This is a genomic window from Pseudomonas sp. PME37.24/006, assembly GCF_055556635.1.
Genome location: NZ_JBVHNL010000004.1, coordinates 585,818 through 599,428 on the forward strand (window position 1 = coordinate 585,818; position 13,611 = coordinate 599,428).

The window sequence follows — 13,611 nt, forward strand, 5'->3', positions numbered from 1 at the left end:
TGTTTTAACTGGTAACTGCCTAGAATCAGCCGCTTTTTGCCTTCTCTATTTCATAACTATAAGGACGCCCTATGTCCAGCACGCCTTCACTTCCCCTCGGCATTGCCCACGTCATTGATACCGTCAATCAATACCTTGGCAAAACCTGTTCATGGCTGACACTTTTTCTGGTGCTCGGTACAACCATCGTTGTGATCCTACGTTATGGCTTCGGCATCGGCGCAACCGCTCTGCAAGAGGCGGTGCTCTATGGCCATGCGCTGGTATTCATGGGCGCCGCAGCTTGGACCATGCAGCGCAATGCACACGTGCGAGTGGACATTTTCTATCAACAGTTCAGCGGTCGGCGCCAGGCTCTGGTCGAGATTATGGGCAACGTGCTGTTTCTGCTGCCGGTCTGCCTGTTCCTCGGCTGGGCAAGCTGGGACTATGTCGGCAACGCATGGGCGACTTATGAAGGCTCCAGTGAATCGGGAGGGCTGAAATTCGTTTACCTGCAGAAGAGCATCATCTTGTTGCTGGTGGCCAGCCTGACGCTGCAAGGCATCTCCAACCTAATCAAAGCGCTCTACGTCATCACCGGTCGCCTGCCTGCTGCGGAGGTGAAACATGGCTGAGTTAATGGCAATCCTGCTGTTCGCCAGCATCTGCGTAGCGCTGATGGCCGGCTACCCGGTGGCCTTCACCCTAGGTGGCGTGTCGTTGCTGTTCGCTGGCATCGGCATCCTTACCGGCAGCTTCGACCCAGGTTACCTGAGCGCTCTGCCCAATCGCCTGTTCGGCATCATGAACAACCAGACCATGCTGGCGGTGCCGCTCTTCGTGTTCATGGGCGTGATGTTGGAACGCTCACGCGTGGCCGAAGACCTGCTCGAGTCGATGTCGCGCCTATTCGGCACCCTGCGCGGTGGCTTGGCGATTTCGGTCTGCGTGGTGGGTGCTCTACTCGCGGCCAGCACCGGTATCGTGGGTGCGACCGTGGTGACCATGGGCCTGCTGGCGTTGCCGACGATGCTGCGCCGCGGCTATGACCCGGCCATCTCCACCGGTACGCTGGCCGCCACCGGTACGCTGGGACAAATCATTCCACCATCGATCGTACTGGTACTGCTCGGTGACGTGATGTCCAGCGCCTACCAGCAGGCGCAACTGAAGATGGGCATCTTCTCGCCCAAAACGGTTTCGGTTGGTGACCTGTTCGTCGGCGCCCTGCTGCCGGGCCTGCTGCTGGTCGGTCTGTACATTGTGTACATCATTGTCGTGGCGATACTGCAGCCGAAAAAACTGCCAGCGCTATCCAAGGAAGAGCTCGGTGACGTCGAATGGGGCAAGTTGCTGAAAGCGCTGGTGCCGCCACTGGTGCTGATCGGCGCGGTACTCGGCTCGATTCTGGCTGGCTACGCAACCCCGACCGAAGCCGCTGCGCTCGGCGCAGTCGGTGCCATGCTACTGGCGCTGTTCAAGGGCAAGCTGAATTTCGGACAACTGCGTGACGTGGCCTACGGCACGACCGAGATCAGCGCCATGGTGTTCATGATCCTGATCGGCGCCTCGCTGTTCTCGCTGGTGTTCCGCGGCTTTGGTGGCGAAGCGTTGATCGAGGACGTATTCGCCCAATTGCCGGGGGGCGTACTCGGCGCGTTTTTCCTGGTCATGCTGGTGATCTTCCTGCTCGGGTTCATTCTCGACTTCATCGAAATCACCTTCGTGGTGGTTCCGATCGTCGGCCCCGTGCTGCTGGCCATGGGTCTGGATCCGGTCTGGCTGGGCGTAATGATCGCACTCAACCTGCAGACATCTTTCCTGACCCCGCCCTTCGGATTCGCCTTGTTCTACCTGCGCGGCGTGACACCACCCAGCATACCGACCAGTACCATTTACAAGGGTGTGGTGCCGTTCATTCTGATCCAACTGCTGCTGCTGGTGATCGCTTATATATTCCCCGGTCTTATTACCTGGCTACCCGAGCAGGTATACGGTTCCTGAAGGGCAGCAAGCGACTCAACTTCTGCGTTGCCTAGGTAGTGCAGACAGTAACGCCCGTCTCGACGGGCGTTTTTCATGGCGGCGCGCGAACCCCGAGGCCACGCCGTGGCCCAACAGGCAACGTCTACCAGGCTGTTGAAAAGCCACCTGCTACAGGAGCAGCATTTTAATGAGCACCACCAACGAACGTATCCAGCTCGGCGAGCTGGTCTGCTGGCGCATCCACCACGCCGGCGCCGAACTGCTGGTGAGCGAGCAAGGCGCACAGATCCTGCGTTATCAGCCAGCCAGCGGGCAGCCGCTCATCTGGTTGAGCGATGAGGCCACCTATGAGGCCGGGCAGAGCGTGCGCGGCGGGGTTCCGGTGTGCTGGCCCTGGTTCGGCGACCTGCAGCGCAATCCCGACGCGATACGGGCCGGCCATACGCGTCCTGAAAACGCCCCCGCACACGGCCTGGTGCGTAGCTGCGACTGGCAGCTGATCGGCCTGAACACCGAGGAAGATGGCGTGACGCTGTCGTTCGCCTTCGACACGGCTGCACAGCCGTTCGCAGAGTGGCCGTTCGCCGCCGAGCTGCAGCTCGACATCCATCTCGGCGAACGCCTCAAGCTGACCCTGACCACACGTAACCTCGGCGATACCGAGCTGCCAATCAGCCAGGCGCTGCATAGCTACTTCGCGGTCAGCGACATCCGCCAGGTGAAGGTCGAAGGCCTGGATGCCTGCCGCTACGTCGACACCCTGGACGGCTGGAAGAAAGTCCGCCAAAAAGGTGCGCTGACCTTCAGCGGCGAGACCGACCGCATCTACCTCGACACACCGGCGCAACTGAGTATCGTCGACCCGCTGTGGAAGCGGCGCATTCTCATGCGCAGCGAAGGCTCAGGCTCCGCGGTGGTGTGGAATCCCTGGATCGCCAAGGCCAAACGCCTGTCGCAGTTCGCCGATGACGCCTGGCAGGGCATGCTCTGTATCGAGCACGCCAATGTGCTGGACGACGCCCTGATTCTCGCCCCGGACGCCGAGTACAAACTCGAAGTGACGCTCTGGTCGCAAGCACTCTGAGACAGCGCAGCAGTCAGCCCGTACGCGTCAGCGGGGCTCCAGCCTGATAGACTGCCGCGATGCACGCCCTCCACCGGATACCCCGATGCAAGCAAAGAACCCTGCAATCGGCTTGTGTCAGCAAGCCACCTTTCTGATCAGCGCCGCCAAGGTCGACCAATGCCCGGACGACCAGGGCTACGAAGTGGCTTTCGCCGGGCGTTCCAACGCCGGCAAATCCAGCGCGCTGAATACCCTGACCCACGCCAGCCTAGCGCGCACCTCGAAAACGCCAGGGCGCACCCAGTTGCTCAACTTCTTCCGCCTGGATGAAGAGCGCCGCCTGGTCGACCTGCCCGGCTACGGTTACGCCAAGGTGCCGATCCCGCTCAAGCTGCATTGGCAGAAGCACCTGGAGGCGTACCTCAGCAGCCGTGAAAGCCTGCGCGGGCTGATGCTGATGATGGATATCCGTCATCCGCTGACCGAATTCGACCGCATGATGCTCGACTGGTCCGGCGCCAGCGGCATGCCCATGCACATCCTCCTGACCAAGGCCGACAAACTGGCTTTCGGCGCGGCGAAAACTGCGCTGCTCAAGGTTCAGCAGGACATTCGCAAGGGCTGGGGCGACCATGTGAGCATCCAGCTGTTCTCGGCACCCAAGCGCATTGGCGTGGAAGACGCACAGACCGTTCTGGGCCACTGGCTGGGCCTGATGGGCGAAGAGCAAGAGCCGGAGGAGTAACCTCCGCCCTGCTGCCCAACGCCGGGCATGTACAGTGCTTGCAAGCGCTTCCCTGGGTTTCGCTGCGCTCAACACCAGGCTACGAACGCCCCGCCTACGCGGGGCGTTTTGCATTGTGGGGCAGGTAAGCAAAACCCCGTAGCCCGCGGTTGAGCGCAGCGATACCCGGGGGAATTATCGACAGCCGCAGAGTGCTTGCGAGCGCCCCGAGGTTTCGCTTCGCTCACCGCCAGGCTACGAATCTCGGGCCACAGTGTTTTTGTACCGGCAGGAATTTACGCCCAGGCAATCAGGGTCTACGCTGCAGATGGGGAGATCGAAGGGCGATGCCGCCTGGCACTTTTCTGCAGGCAAAAAAAACCCCGAACTTCATATGGGGAGGGAGAAGATCGGGGTTTAAGGGTCTGAACCGCTAGGGCGGGGTTCAGATGTCTGCCAACACTTAACACAACAAAGGAGCATCGAAGGGCTTTATGGGCCATTCACAAACTCTGACCGGGTGGACAGGAGTAAAGTTCAGCGATGCTTAGAACCCTTTGTTTGGTCTCGATATCCACTAATGCCTCTGGGCACTAATTGATAATGTGACGCATCCACTCAGTGGGCTTCATCCCAGTTATTGCCTACACCGACCTCGACGAGCATCGGCACATCCAGCTCGGCGGCCCCGGCCATCAGCGGACGAATCTGCGCGCTGACCTGCTCGAGCAGATCTTCACGCACCTCCAGCACCAGTTCATCGTGTACCTGCAGGATTACCCTGGCATCCAGGCCCGACTCGGTGAGCCAGTTATCCACAGCCACCATGGCCTTCTTGATAATATCCGCCGCAGTGCCCTGCATCGGCGCGTTGATTGCCGTTCGTTCGGCACCGGCGCGTTCCTGAGGGCGACTGGACTTGATCTGCGGCAGGTACAGACGACGCCCGAACAGGGTTTCCACGAAACCCTGCTCCGCGGCCTGCCGACGGGTGCGATCCATGTATTCGCGCACGCCGGGGTAACGAGCGAAGTAGGTCTCGATGTAGGCCTTGGCCGTTTTGCTGTCGACGCCAATGTCCTTGGCCAGCTTCTGCGCGCCCATGCCGTAGATCAGGCCGAAGTTGATGGCCTTGGCGCTACGCCGCTGATCCAAGGTCACCTGATCCAGCTCGACCTTGAACACTTCCGCGGCAGTCGCGGTGTGCACATCGAGGTTTTCGCGGAAGGCATTCATCAGCCCTTCATCGCGCGACAGGTGCGCCATGATGCGCAGCTCGATCTGCGAATAGTCGGCTGCCAGCAGCTTGTAACCCTCAGGCGCGATGAAGGCCTGGCGAATACGCCGGCCCTCGGCACTGCGTATTGGGATGTTCTGCAGGTTCGGGTCGCTGGACGATAGGCGCCCAGTGGACGCCACTGCCTGTTGATAACTGGTGTGGATACGCCCGGTACGCGGGTTGATCTGTTCTGGCAGGCGATCGGTGTAGGTGCTCTTGAGCTTGCTCAGGCTGCGGTACTGCATCAGCACCTTGGGCAGTTCGTAGTCCTGCTCGGCCAGCTCCGCGAGCACCGCTTCGGCAGTCGACGCCTGACCTTTGGCGGTCTTGCTGATGATCGGCAAACCGAGCTTTTCATAAAGAATGGCGCCGAGCTGCTTGGGCGAACCAAGGTTGAATTCCTCGCCTGCCACCTCGAAAGCCTCGCGTTCCAGGGCGACCAGCTTCTCGCCCAGCTCCTGGCTGTGGCGGCCCAGCAGGTTGGCATCGACCAGCGCACCATTGCGCTCGATACGCGCCAGCACCGGTACCAATGGAATTTCGATATCACTCAGCACGCTGGCCAGACTCGGCACCTGCTCCAGGCGGTTCCACAGGTGCTGATGCAGGCGCAAGGTCACGTCGGCGTCTTCAGCCGCATAAGGGCCAGCCTGCTCCAGGGCGATCTGGTCGAAAGTCAGTTGCTTGGCGCCCTTGCCGGCGATGTCTTCGAAACGGATGGTGCTGTGCCCCAAGTACTTTAGCGACAGGCTGTCCATGTCATGGCGCGTGGCGGTGGAGTCCAGTACGTAGGACTCGAGCATGGTGTCGAACGCCACGCCCTGTACGGTGATGGGCGTGGAGGCGTTGGCGAGGATATTGATGTCGTACTTGGCGTGCTGGCCGACCTTGGCCTTGGCCGGATCTTCGAGAATCGGCTTGAGCGCGCGCAACACGGCATCACGATCCAGTTGCTGCGGCACGCCCATGTAGCTGTGGGCGACCGGCACGTAGACAGCCTCACCGGCCTTGACCGCGAATGACAGGCCGACCAGCTGCGCCTGCTGGGCGTCGACGCTGGTGGTTTCGGTATCGAAGGCGATCAGCTCGGCCTGCTGCAACTGCGCGAGTAGCGCGTCGAATTCGCCCTGCTCGAGGATCGTGCGGTAGTTACCGGTAACCGCCACCGGCTCGCTTTCGGCAACGGGCGCTTCATCTGCTGCAGGCGCAGGGCTTTCTGGGTTGCTGAACAGATCGTCGGCAGCCGGGGTGAGTTCAGTCTTGGCCTTGGCTTTGGGCGCAGCGCTTTTGTTCTGGCGCAGCAACTCGTCGAGCCAGCCCTTGAACTCCAGCTCTTCGTAGAGCGGTTTGAGCGCCTCAATATCCGGCTCGCCCGGGTAAAGCCTGGCGTAATCAAGATCCAGCGGCACGTCCAGCTTGATGGTCGCCAGTTGATAGGAGAGATAGGCCATATCGCGGTGTTCTTCGAGCTTGGCCGGCAGCGTCTTGGCACCGCGGATCGGCAGGCCTGGCACCTTGTCGAGGTTGGCGTAGAGCACGTCGAGGCCACCACCGACACCGACCAGCAGGCCCAGGGCGGTTTTCTCGCCGACGCCGGGCACGCCCGGAATGTTGTCGACCTTGTCACCCATCAGCGCCAGGTAATCGATGATCAGCTCAGGGCCGACACCAAACTTCCCTTTCACGCCCTCGATGTCGTAAACGCTACCGGTCATGGTGTTGACCAGCGTAACGTGCTGGCACACCAGCTGCGCCATGTCCTTGTCGCCCGTAGAGATCACCACGTCACGGCCCTCGGCGGCGCTCTGCCGGGCCAGGGTACCGATCACGTCGTCCGCTTCCACACCCTCGATGCACAGCAGGGGCAGGCCGAGTGCGCGCACGCTGGCGTGCAGCGGCTCGACCTGCAGGCGCAGCTCGTCGGGCATCGGTGGGCGGTTGGCCTTGTAGTCGGCGAACAGCTCATCGCGGAAGGTACCGCCCTTGGCATCGAAGACCACCGCGAGTGGGCTGTCCGGGTACTGCCGCCGCAGGCTGCGCAGCATGTTCAACACACCCTTGACCGCACCTGTCGGCAGGCCTTTGGACGTGGTCAGGGGCGGCAGGGCATGGAAGGCGCGGTACAGGTAAGAGGAACCGTCGACCAGGACGAGGGGGGCTTGGCTCATGAGCGTGATCAACCTTTTCGGCGGGCGTGGCGCTAGAATACGCAGTACCGTTGATTTCAAAGGGACAAGGTTACCATGGGACTCTTCAATCGCTTGATCCTGCTTGCCGTGCTGGCCGCAGTGCCGTTCGTTGCGCAGGCCAGTGATGCGCCCTCGGCGGAACCCGATGTCACCATCCGCCAGGACGGCGACCGTACCGTGGAGGAGTACCGGGTCAACGGCTTCCTCTACGCCATCAAGGTCACCCCCAAAGGTGGCAAACCCTATTTCCTGGTTCGGTCTGACGGCAGTGACGGTAGCTTCGTGCGCTCCGATTCGCCGGACATGCTGATCCCGGCCTGGGAAATCTTCAGCTGGTAAGGCAGTCAATTCATGTCGGTGTTCACCCCGCTGCAACGTCCGCAACTGGACACGTTTCTCGCGCCCTACGGGCTCGGCCGTCTGCTCGATTTTCAGGGCATCGAGGCCGGTAGCGAAAACAGCAACTTCTTCGTCAGCATGGAGCAGGGCGAGTTCGTGCTGACCCTGATCGAGCGCGGGCCAAGCGACGACCTGCCGTTCTTCATCGAGCTGCTGGACGTGCTCCACGCCGCTGGCCTGCCGGTGCCCTACGCACTGCGCACCGACAGTGGCGCAGCCCTGCGCAGCCTGGCTGGCAAGCCGGCGCTGCTGCAGCCACGACTGAGCGGCAAGCACATCAGCGCGGTCAACGCCCACCATTGCCAGGAAATCGGCGGCCTGCTAGCGCGCATTCATCTGGCTACCCGCGAACATCCTCTATCGCGCAAGAGTGATCGGGGCCTGGAGTGGATGTTGCACGAAGGCGCAGCGCTGGCCCAGCGGCTACCGGCCGAGCAGACCAGCCTGCTGAATAGCGCGCTGGAAGAGATCGCGACACTGCAGAACCGCGTGCGCAAGCTGCCGGGTGCCAACCTGCATGCCGATCTGTTTCGCGACAACTGCCTGTTCGAAGGCACGCACCTGAGCGGAGTGATCGACTTCTACAACGCTTGTTCGGGGCCGATGCTCTATGACCTGGCCATCGCCGTGAACGACTGGTGCTCGGACGAGCAGGGGCGCCTGAATGCCGAGCGCACTCGCGCGCTGCTCGGCGCCTATGCCGCACTGCGCCCGTTCAGCGCCGCTGAAGCCGAGCTGTGGCCTGCCCTGCTGCGCATCGGTTGCGTGCGTTTCTGGCTGTCACGGCTGATCGCTGCCGAGGCCTTTGCCGGCCAGGACGTATTGATCCACGACCCTGCCGAATTCCAGCGACGTCTGGCAGAGCGTCAACACGTCGACCTAGCACTGCCATTCGCGCTTTAGATCACCCCTGGGGCCAGGCGTCTGTAGCATCCAGTCGCGCATGCCCTGGCTCAGCGCTTGTAGCGTTCGAGCGCTTGCCCCTATGCTGCGGCTCTCATCCGCTGCTACCGGTAAAACGCGGCTGGCAGCTCGATCTCCACTGACTCGCGCGAAATCGAGTCAGCTTCATGACCTTGCAGCGGGCCCTCATGCAATCACCGACGCCCAATCACAAAGGGCGCCCGGCGCCCGCAACACCCGCCACCTGGGCACTGCGTATTCTTGGCGCGATCGTCTTGCTGGTGCTCGCCGTACTGATCTGGAACGCCTGGGATCATCAGGCGTTCATCGCCTGGCGCGAAGAGGCTGGGGTGCTGCCGTTTTTCTTCGCCATGGCGATACTACCGGCGCTGGGTGTGCCGATCACACCCTTCTTCATCGTCGCCGGGGCAACCTTCGGCGTGCATACCGGGCTTGCCGGCAGCGCGGTCGCCCTGTCGGCCAATCTGCTGCTGTGCTACTGGATAGCGCGCAGCGGCCTGCGGCCCTGGCTAAGTCGCCTACTCGCACGCACTCGCTATAGCATTCCCGACTTCGAGAAGGGTGAAGGTGCGCTGCGTTTTACGCTGCTGGTCAAACTGGCCCCGGGCGTGCCCATCTTCATCAAGCACTATCTGCTCGGGATGGCCGGGGTTCCCTTCTGGATCTACTTCGCGGTGTCGGGGCTGATCACCGGCGTTTATGCAGTGGCCTTTGTGGTGCTTGGCGAGTCACTGCTCGAGCATGACCTGGGCAACAGCGCGGCGGCGCTCGCCGTACTGGGCCTGGTCGCGCTGACGATCTATCTGTGGCGTCGGCGTAATACCAACAGGCAAGACGCCGAGTGAGCGATCCGAGCCTCTGTGAATTATGGACACCCGGTTTTAAAGCTGACCCAAGCAGCCACTAAAACCATCGGCTAACTCTTGCAGCAGGCTTTCATAACCGGCCGCGCTGATCGGTGCCGCCGCGCCCATGGCGTCGAGCTCGGCGAGAGTAGCCGGCAAGCCAGCAGTCAGGGTCTCGGCCAGACGCGGGCGCAGCGGTGGCTCGCTGAACACGCAGCTCGGCCCTACGCGCTGCAGTTGCTCACGCATCGCCGCCACGTGACGAGCACCCGGCTGCACTTCGCTGGCCACACTGAACACACCGACATGCTTGAGGCCGTAAGCGGCTTCGAAGTAGTCGAACGCCTCATGGAATACGAAGAACGGTTTGGCCGCCAGCGGCTGGAGCTGCGCCTGCAGGCGCGGCTCCAGCGCATCGAGGCGCTTGTCGAACGATGCCAGGTTGGCTTGATAGCGCGCGGCATTGGCTGGGTCAGCCTTGCTCAAGTCGGTCGCCATGCGTGCCGCGATCACCCGCGCATTGGCCGATGACAACCACAGATGGGCGTCCAGGCTGCCGGGACGATGATCATGGTCATGCTCGCCAACCTCTTCGGCAGCCAGCTCGTCGCCGTGATCGTGATCGTGATCGTGATCGTGATCGTCGCCATGTTCCTCGCCAAAATGGCGCAGTGTCATGTCCGGTAGGCTCTGCACGGCGACGCTGGTTTTCTCACGGGTAGCCAGCACGCGAGGCATGAAGCTCTCCATGTCTGGGCCGATCCAATACAGCAGATCCACTTCCTGCACCTTGCGCATGTCAGATGGGCGCAGCGCGTAGTGATGCGGCGACGCCCCCGGCGGCAGCAAAACCTCGGGTTCGCCCACGCCGTCTTGCACGGCAGCGGCTATCAGTTGCAGCGGTTTGATGCTGGTGAGTACGCGCACTTCGGCCTGAGCAGCGCCTGCGGCAAGAGCAAGAAGAAATAGCAGTGACGAGAGCAAACGCAGTGGCATGGGCAAAGATTCATTCGGCGTACAAAGGGGTAATACAATAACATCCTATTGCGAGAATTTGGCATCCGCTGAGCGAGACATCGTTTTATCCACAGAGCAGTCATCGGCACATGCGTGGCATCCGAGCGACGATGCGTAATAGAATAACGTCCTACGCTTCGAGGCCCTCGCCATGTACAAACCCGTCAGCGTCGTGCCGCCTTTGGCATCGCGCCCACATGACCACTCCCATTGCGTCAGCCACGCGCTGGCCGAAGCCGAGGCCATCTGCGCTCGCCAGGGTCTGCGCCTGACCGCCCTGCGCAAGCGGGTGCTGGAGCTGGTATGGGCTAGCCACAAGCCGCTAGGCGCCTACGACATTCTTGGCGTGCTCAGCGAGGAAGACGGCCGCCGCGCCGCGCCGCCGACCGTTTACCGCGCCCTGGATTTCCTTCTGGAAAACGGCCTGGTGCACCGTATCGCCTCGCTCAACGCCTTCGTTGGCTGCAGCCATCCGGCGCACGCTCACCAGAGCCAGTTCCTGATCTGCCGCAATTGCAACGCGGCCGTGGAGCTGGAACAGACAGCGATCAGCGATGCCATCGTCACGGGCGCCAAGGGTGTCGGCTTCACTGTCGAGAGCCAGACCGTGGAAGTTGTCGGCCTGTGCGCAGGCTGCCAAGGCAGCAAATGAGCGACGCGCTGATTCGCCTCGAAGGCGTGACTGTCGGTTTCTCCGGGCAGACGGTGCTCGATAACGTCGAGCTGACCATCAAACCCGGCGAGATCGTCACCCTGATCGGCCCCAATGGCGCCGGCAAGACCACCCTGGTACGCGCCGTGCTCGGCCTGCTCAAGCAGGACAGCGGCAGCGTCTGGCGCAAGCCCAAGCTGCGTATCGGCTACATGCCGCAGAAACTGCACGTCGACCCGACCTTGCCGCTCAGCGTGCTGCGCTTTCTGCGCCTGGTACCCGGCGTAGACCGTGCCCGCGCCCAGGCGGCGCTGGCGGAGGTGGGTGCCAGCCAGGTGCTCGACAGCCCGCTGCAAGGTATCTCTGGTGGCGAACTGCAACGCGTGCTGCTGGCTCGTGCCCTGCTGCGCGAGCCGCAGCTGCTGGTGCTCGACGAGCCTGTCCAAGGCGTTGACGTAGCCGGCCAGGCCGAGCTGTATCGGCTGATCACCCGACTGCGTGACCGCCACGGCTGCGGCGTGCTGATGGTCTCCCACGATTTGCATCTGGTAATGAGCACCACCGATCAGGTGGTGTGCCTGAACCGTCACGTGTGCTGTTCCGGCCACCCCGAGCAGGTCAGCTTCGACCCGGCCTTCGTCGAACTGTTCGGCCGTGATGCCCAGAGCCTGGCGGTCTATCACCACCACCACGACCATGAACACGACCTGCATGGCGGCGTGGTCAGCGAAAAACCGGGCCTGGCCATCAACGGCCCGGTTCGCCCCCACGTACACGGAGATGGCTGCAAGCATGGCTGATTTTCTGCTCAACGCCCTGCTCGCTGGCCTCGCCCTGGCGCTGGTCGCCGGCCCATTGGGCTCCTTCGTGGTGTGGCGGCGCATGGCCTACTTCGGCGACACCCTGTCCCACGCAGCGCTGCTCGGTGTGGCCCTAGGGCTGATGCTGGACGTCAGCCCGACCTTCGCGGTGACCGTCGGCTGCGTGCTGCTGGCGATCCTGCTGGTCACCCTGCAGACACGCCAGCCGCTGGCCAGCGACACGCTGCTCGGCATCCTCGCCCACAGCACGCTATCACTGGGCCTGGTGGTGCTGAGTTTCATGCGCGACGTGCGCATCGACCTGATGGGCTACCTGTTCGGCGACCTGCTCGCCGTCAGCACCACCGATCTGGCCTGGATTCTTGCCGGCAGTGCTCTGGTACTGATCCTGCTGGTGCTGATGTGGCGTCCGCTACTGGCGATCACCGTGCACGAGGAACTGGCCAGGGTCGAAGGCCTGCCAGTGGCAGCGATCCGCCTCGGCCTGATGCTGCTCATCGCCATCGTCATCGCCGTGGCGATGAAGATCGTCGGCGTGCTGCTGATCACCTCGTTGCTGATCATTCCCGCCGCCGCCGCCCAGCGGCACGCGCGCACGCCGGAGCAAATGGCGTTTGGCGCCAGCCTGCTGGGAATCGTGGCGGTGTGCTGCGGTCTGAGTCTGTCCTGGTTCAAGGACACCCCGGCCGGCCCGTCCATCGTGGTTTCCGCGGCCAGCCTGTTCCTGCTCAGTTTCGTACTGCCGCGCCGCAGGGCCTGAGCTGCAGAATTTGGTCAGCGCATGAGCCAGCGTGTAGAATTGCGTGTTTTTTGCACAAATCGAGACTCGCGACCATGACATCGTTCTCCATAAGCCGTGCCGCCCTGGCCGTACTGGTGCTGCTGATGGTCGGCTGCCAGAGCCGCCAGGAAGCCGAACCAGTGGCAGTTCCGGCTACCGTGGCGGTTGCGCCCAGTGCCCAGGAACAGTTCGACGACAACCTTGCCAGCGGCCGGCTGGCCGAGGCCGAGGCGCAGTTCGAGGCGCTGCAGCAGGGCGGTGACCCCGCCGCAGTGCTGCACGCTCAGCGACGCCTCTCGGAAGCCTATCTGCAGGAAGGTCAGAAAGCCCTGGAAAACGGCGATCTCGACAAGGCCGCCAAATCCCTCGGTCACGCTCGCAACCTGATGCCCAAGGCCCCGGCGCTGACCACCGGCCTCGATGGCGCTATCGGCAAGGCCCGTGAAGCCGAGCTGAGCGCAGTCGAGCAGGCACGCCAGGCCGGTGAGCAGGCTCAGGCCGCACGCCAGGAACAGCTGCGCCTGTTGCGCCAGGCTGCCGAGGCACAGGCAGCCGCAACCCGTGCCGCCGATGCGCAGCCGGAAGTACCGGCGAAGCTGATCGATCCTGCCGCCACACGCAGCGAAATCAGCCTGCCGATGCTGGATAGCCGTGATGAGGCCGCTTTGTTCGAACGCCTCGATGCGGTGGCTGCGGATGTGGTGACCTTCGACCGCACCGTACATATCCAGGTGCGCAGCGCCGAAGATCTGCGCCGCGTCACTAGCCTGCTCGAAGCACGGGTGATGAAACGCGACCCGACCTTCAAGCTGACCCTCAGCCATGCGGTAAAACCCGTCCAGGTGCCCCACCTGATACTGAGTTCGCGCAATCGGTAGCTGAATGGATGTGCTGCCTGGAGCGGCACACTTCAACCAGCTTTTTAGCTATAAACATAGGCCTACAA

Annotated in this window: 13 protein-coding genes; 11 read left to right on the top strand and 2 right to left on the bottom strand. The window is 62.5% G+C overall.

Going from position 1 to position 13,611, the window contains the following annotated elements:
• Positions 1–71: 71 nt before the first annotated feature.
• The 4 genes from ACZ3GY_RS18800 to yihA all read left to right on the top strand — a co-directional run bounded on the left by ACZ3GY_RS18800 (position 72) and on the right by yihA (position 3,779).
• Complete coding sequence (locus ACZ3GY_RS18800) at positions 72–617, top strand: TRAP transporter small permease subunit (RefSeq protein ID WP_463562822.1); 546 nt, start codon at positions 72–74, stop codon at positions 615–617.
• Positions 610–1,986 carry a TRAP transporter large permease gene (locus ACZ3GY_RS18805; RefSeq protein WP_463562823.1) on the top strand — a complete coding sequence of 459 codons (1,377 nt, stop codon included), beginning with the start codon at positions 610–612 and terminating at the stop codon, positions 1,984–1,986. Before ACZ3GY_RS18800 ends, ACZ3GY_RS18805 begins: the two co-directional genes overlap by 8 nt.
• A 169-nt stretch (positions 1,987–2,155) precedes the next feature.
• Positions 2,156–3,052 carry a D-hexose-6-phosphate mutarotase gene (locus ACZ3GY_RS18810; RefSeq protein WP_465911536.1) on the top strand — a complete coding sequence of 299 codons (897 nt, stop codon included), beginning with the start codon at positions 2,156–2,158 and terminating at the stop codon, positions 3,050–3,052.
• A gap of 85 nt (positions 3,053–3,137) precedes the next feature.
• Positions 3,138–3,779 (top strand): ribosome biogenesis GTP-binding protein YihA/YsxC, encoded by a 642-nt coding sequence (yihA, locus tag ACZ3GY_RS18815; protein ID WP_465911538.1) that lies wholly within the window; start codon positions 3,138–3,140, stop codon positions 3,777–3,779.
• Positions 3,780–4,376: 597 nt separating this feature from the next.
• Here yihA and polA read toward each other — a convergent pair.
• On the bottom strand, positions 4,377–7,205 hold the full coding sequence (polA, locus tag ACZ3GY_RS18820) for a DNA polymerase I (RefSeq protein WP_465911540.1): 2,829 nt from the start codon (positions 7,203–7,205) through the stop codon (positions 4,377–4,379).
• Positions 7,206–7,280: 75 nt separating this feature from the next.
• Here polA and ACZ3GY_RS18825 point away from each other — a divergent pair, with 75 nt between their 5' ends.
• From ACZ3GY_RS18825 to ACZ3GY_RS18835, 3 genes are all read left to right on the top strand, one after another.
• Positions 7,281–7,565 carry a DUF2782 domain-containing protein gene (locus ACZ3GY_RS18825; RefSeq protein ID WP_465911542.1) on the top strand — a complete coding sequence of 95 codons (285 nt, stop codon included), beginning with the start codon at positions 7,281–7,283 and terminating at the stop codon, positions 7,563–7,565.
• A 12-nt stretch (positions 7,566–7,577) separates the two neighbouring features.
• On the top strand, positions 7,578–8,528 hold the full coding sequence (locus ACZ3GY_RS18830; protein ID WP_465911543.1) for a homoserine kinase: 951 nt from the start codon (positions 7,578–7,580) through the stop codon (positions 8,526–8,528).
• Positions 8,529–8,695: 167 nt separating this feature from the next.
• A complete protein-coding gene (locus ACZ3GY_RS18835; protein ID WP_465911544.1) occupies positions 8,696–9,394 on the top strand; it encodes a TVP38/TMEM64 family protein in 699 nt (232 codons plus the stop codon).
• 36 nt (positions 9,395–9,430) lie between these two features.
• Here ACZ3GY_RS18835 and znuA read toward each other — a convergent pair whose 3' ends face one another.
• Positions 9,431–10,390, bottom strand: coding sequence for a zinc ABC transporter substrate-binding protein ZnuA (gene znuA, locus ACZ3GY_RS18840; protein ID WP_465911545.1), 960 nt, complete (start codon positions 10,388–10,390; stop codon positions 9,431–9,433).
• Between the two features lie 172 nt (positions 10,391–10,562).
• Here znuA and ACZ3GY_RS18845 point away from each other — a divergent pair, with 172 nt between their 5' ends.
• The 4 genes from ACZ3GY_RS18845 (at position 10,563) to ACZ3GY_RS18860 (ending at position 13,543) form a co-directional block, all read left to right on the top strand.
• On the top strand, positions 10,563–11,063 hold the full coding sequence (locus ACZ3GY_RS18845) for a Fur family transcriptional regulator (RefSeq protein ID WP_465911547.1): 501 nt from the start codon (positions 10,563–10,565) through the stop codon (positions 11,061–11,063).
• Positions 11,060–11,863, top strand: coding sequence for a zinc ABC transporter ATP-binding protein ZnuC (gene znuC, locus ACZ3GY_RS18850; RefSeq protein ID WP_465911548.1), 804 nt, complete (start codon positions 11,060–11,062; stop codon positions 11,861–11,863). Before ACZ3GY_RS18845 ends, znuC begins: the two co-directional genes overlap by 4 nt.
• A complete protein-coding gene (gene znuB, locus ACZ3GY_RS18855) occupies positions 11,856–12,644 on the top strand; it encodes a zinc ABC transporter permease subunit ZnuB (protein WP_463562831.1) in 789 nt (262 codons plus the stop codon). Before znuC ends, znuB begins: the two co-directional genes overlap by 8 nt.
• Before the next feature lie 74 nt (positions 12,645–12,718).
• On the top strand, positions 12,719–13,543 hold the full coding sequence (locus tag ACZ3GY_RS18860; RefSeq protein ID WP_465911550.1) for a PA5502 family lipoprotein: 825 nt from the start codon (positions 12,719–12,721) through the stop codon (positions 13,541–13,543).
• Positions 13,544–13,611: the final 68 nt, after the last annotated feature.

What these genes read in the sequence shown, in the direction of transcription:
- ACZ3GY_RS18830 (WP_465911543.1), top strand. Translation starts at nt 7,578, where the DNA reads ATGTCGGTGTTCACCCCGCTGCAACGTCCGCAACTGGACACGTTTCTC.
- znuA (WP_465911545.1), bottom strand. Translation starts at nt 10,390, where the DNA reads ATGCCACTGCGTTTGCTCTCGTCACTGCTATTTCTTCTTGCTCTTGCC.
- ACZ3GY_RS18825 (WP_465911542.1), top strand. Translation starts at nt 7,281, where the DNA reads ATGGGACTCTTCAATCGCTTGATCCTGCTTGCCGTGCTGGCCGCAGTG.
- ACZ3GY_RS18835 (WP_465911544.1), top strand. Translation starts at nt 8,696, where the DNA reads ATGACCTTGCAGCGGGCCCTCATGCAATCACCGACGCCCAATCACAAA.
- ACZ3GY_RS18805 (WP_463562823.1), top strand. Translation starts at nt 610, where the DNA reads ATGGCTGAGTTAATGGCAATCCTGCTGTTCGCCAGCATCTGCGTAGCG.
- ACZ3GY_RS18860 (WP_465911550.1), top strand. Translation starts at nt 12,719, where the DNA reads ATGACATCGTTCTCCATAAGCCGTGCCGCCCTGGCCGTACTGGTGCTG.
- yihA (WP_465911538.1), top strand. Translation starts at nt 3,138, where the DNA reads ATGCAAGCAAAGAACCCTGCAATCGGCTTGTGTCAGCAAGCCACCTTT.
- ACZ3GY_RS18810 (WP_465911536.1), top strand. Translation starts at nt 2,156, where the DNA reads ATGAGCACCACCAACGAACGTATCCAGCTCGGCGAGCTGGTCTGCTGG.
- ACZ3GY_RS18845 (WP_465911547.1), top strand. Translation starts at nt 10,563, where the DNA reads ATGTACAAACCCGTCAGCGTCGTGCCGCCTTTGGCATCGCGCCCACAT.
- polA (WP_465911540.1), bottom strand. Translation starts at nt 7,205, where the DNA reads ATGAGCCAAGCCCCCCTCGTCCTGGTCGACGGTTCCTCTTACCTGTAC.
- znuC (WP_465911548.1), top strand. Translation starts at nt 11,060, where the DNA reads ATGAGCGACGCGCTGATTCGCCTCGAAGGCGTGACTGTCGGTTTCTCC.
- znuB (WP_463562831.1), top strand. Translation starts at nt 11,856, where the DNA reads ATGGCTGATTTTCTGCTCAACGCCCTGCTCGCTGGCCTCGCCCTGGCG.
- ACZ3GY_RS18800 (WP_463562822.1), top strand. Translation starts at nt 72, where the DNA reads ATGTCCAGCACGCCTTCACTTCCCCTCGGCATTGCCCACGTCATTGAT.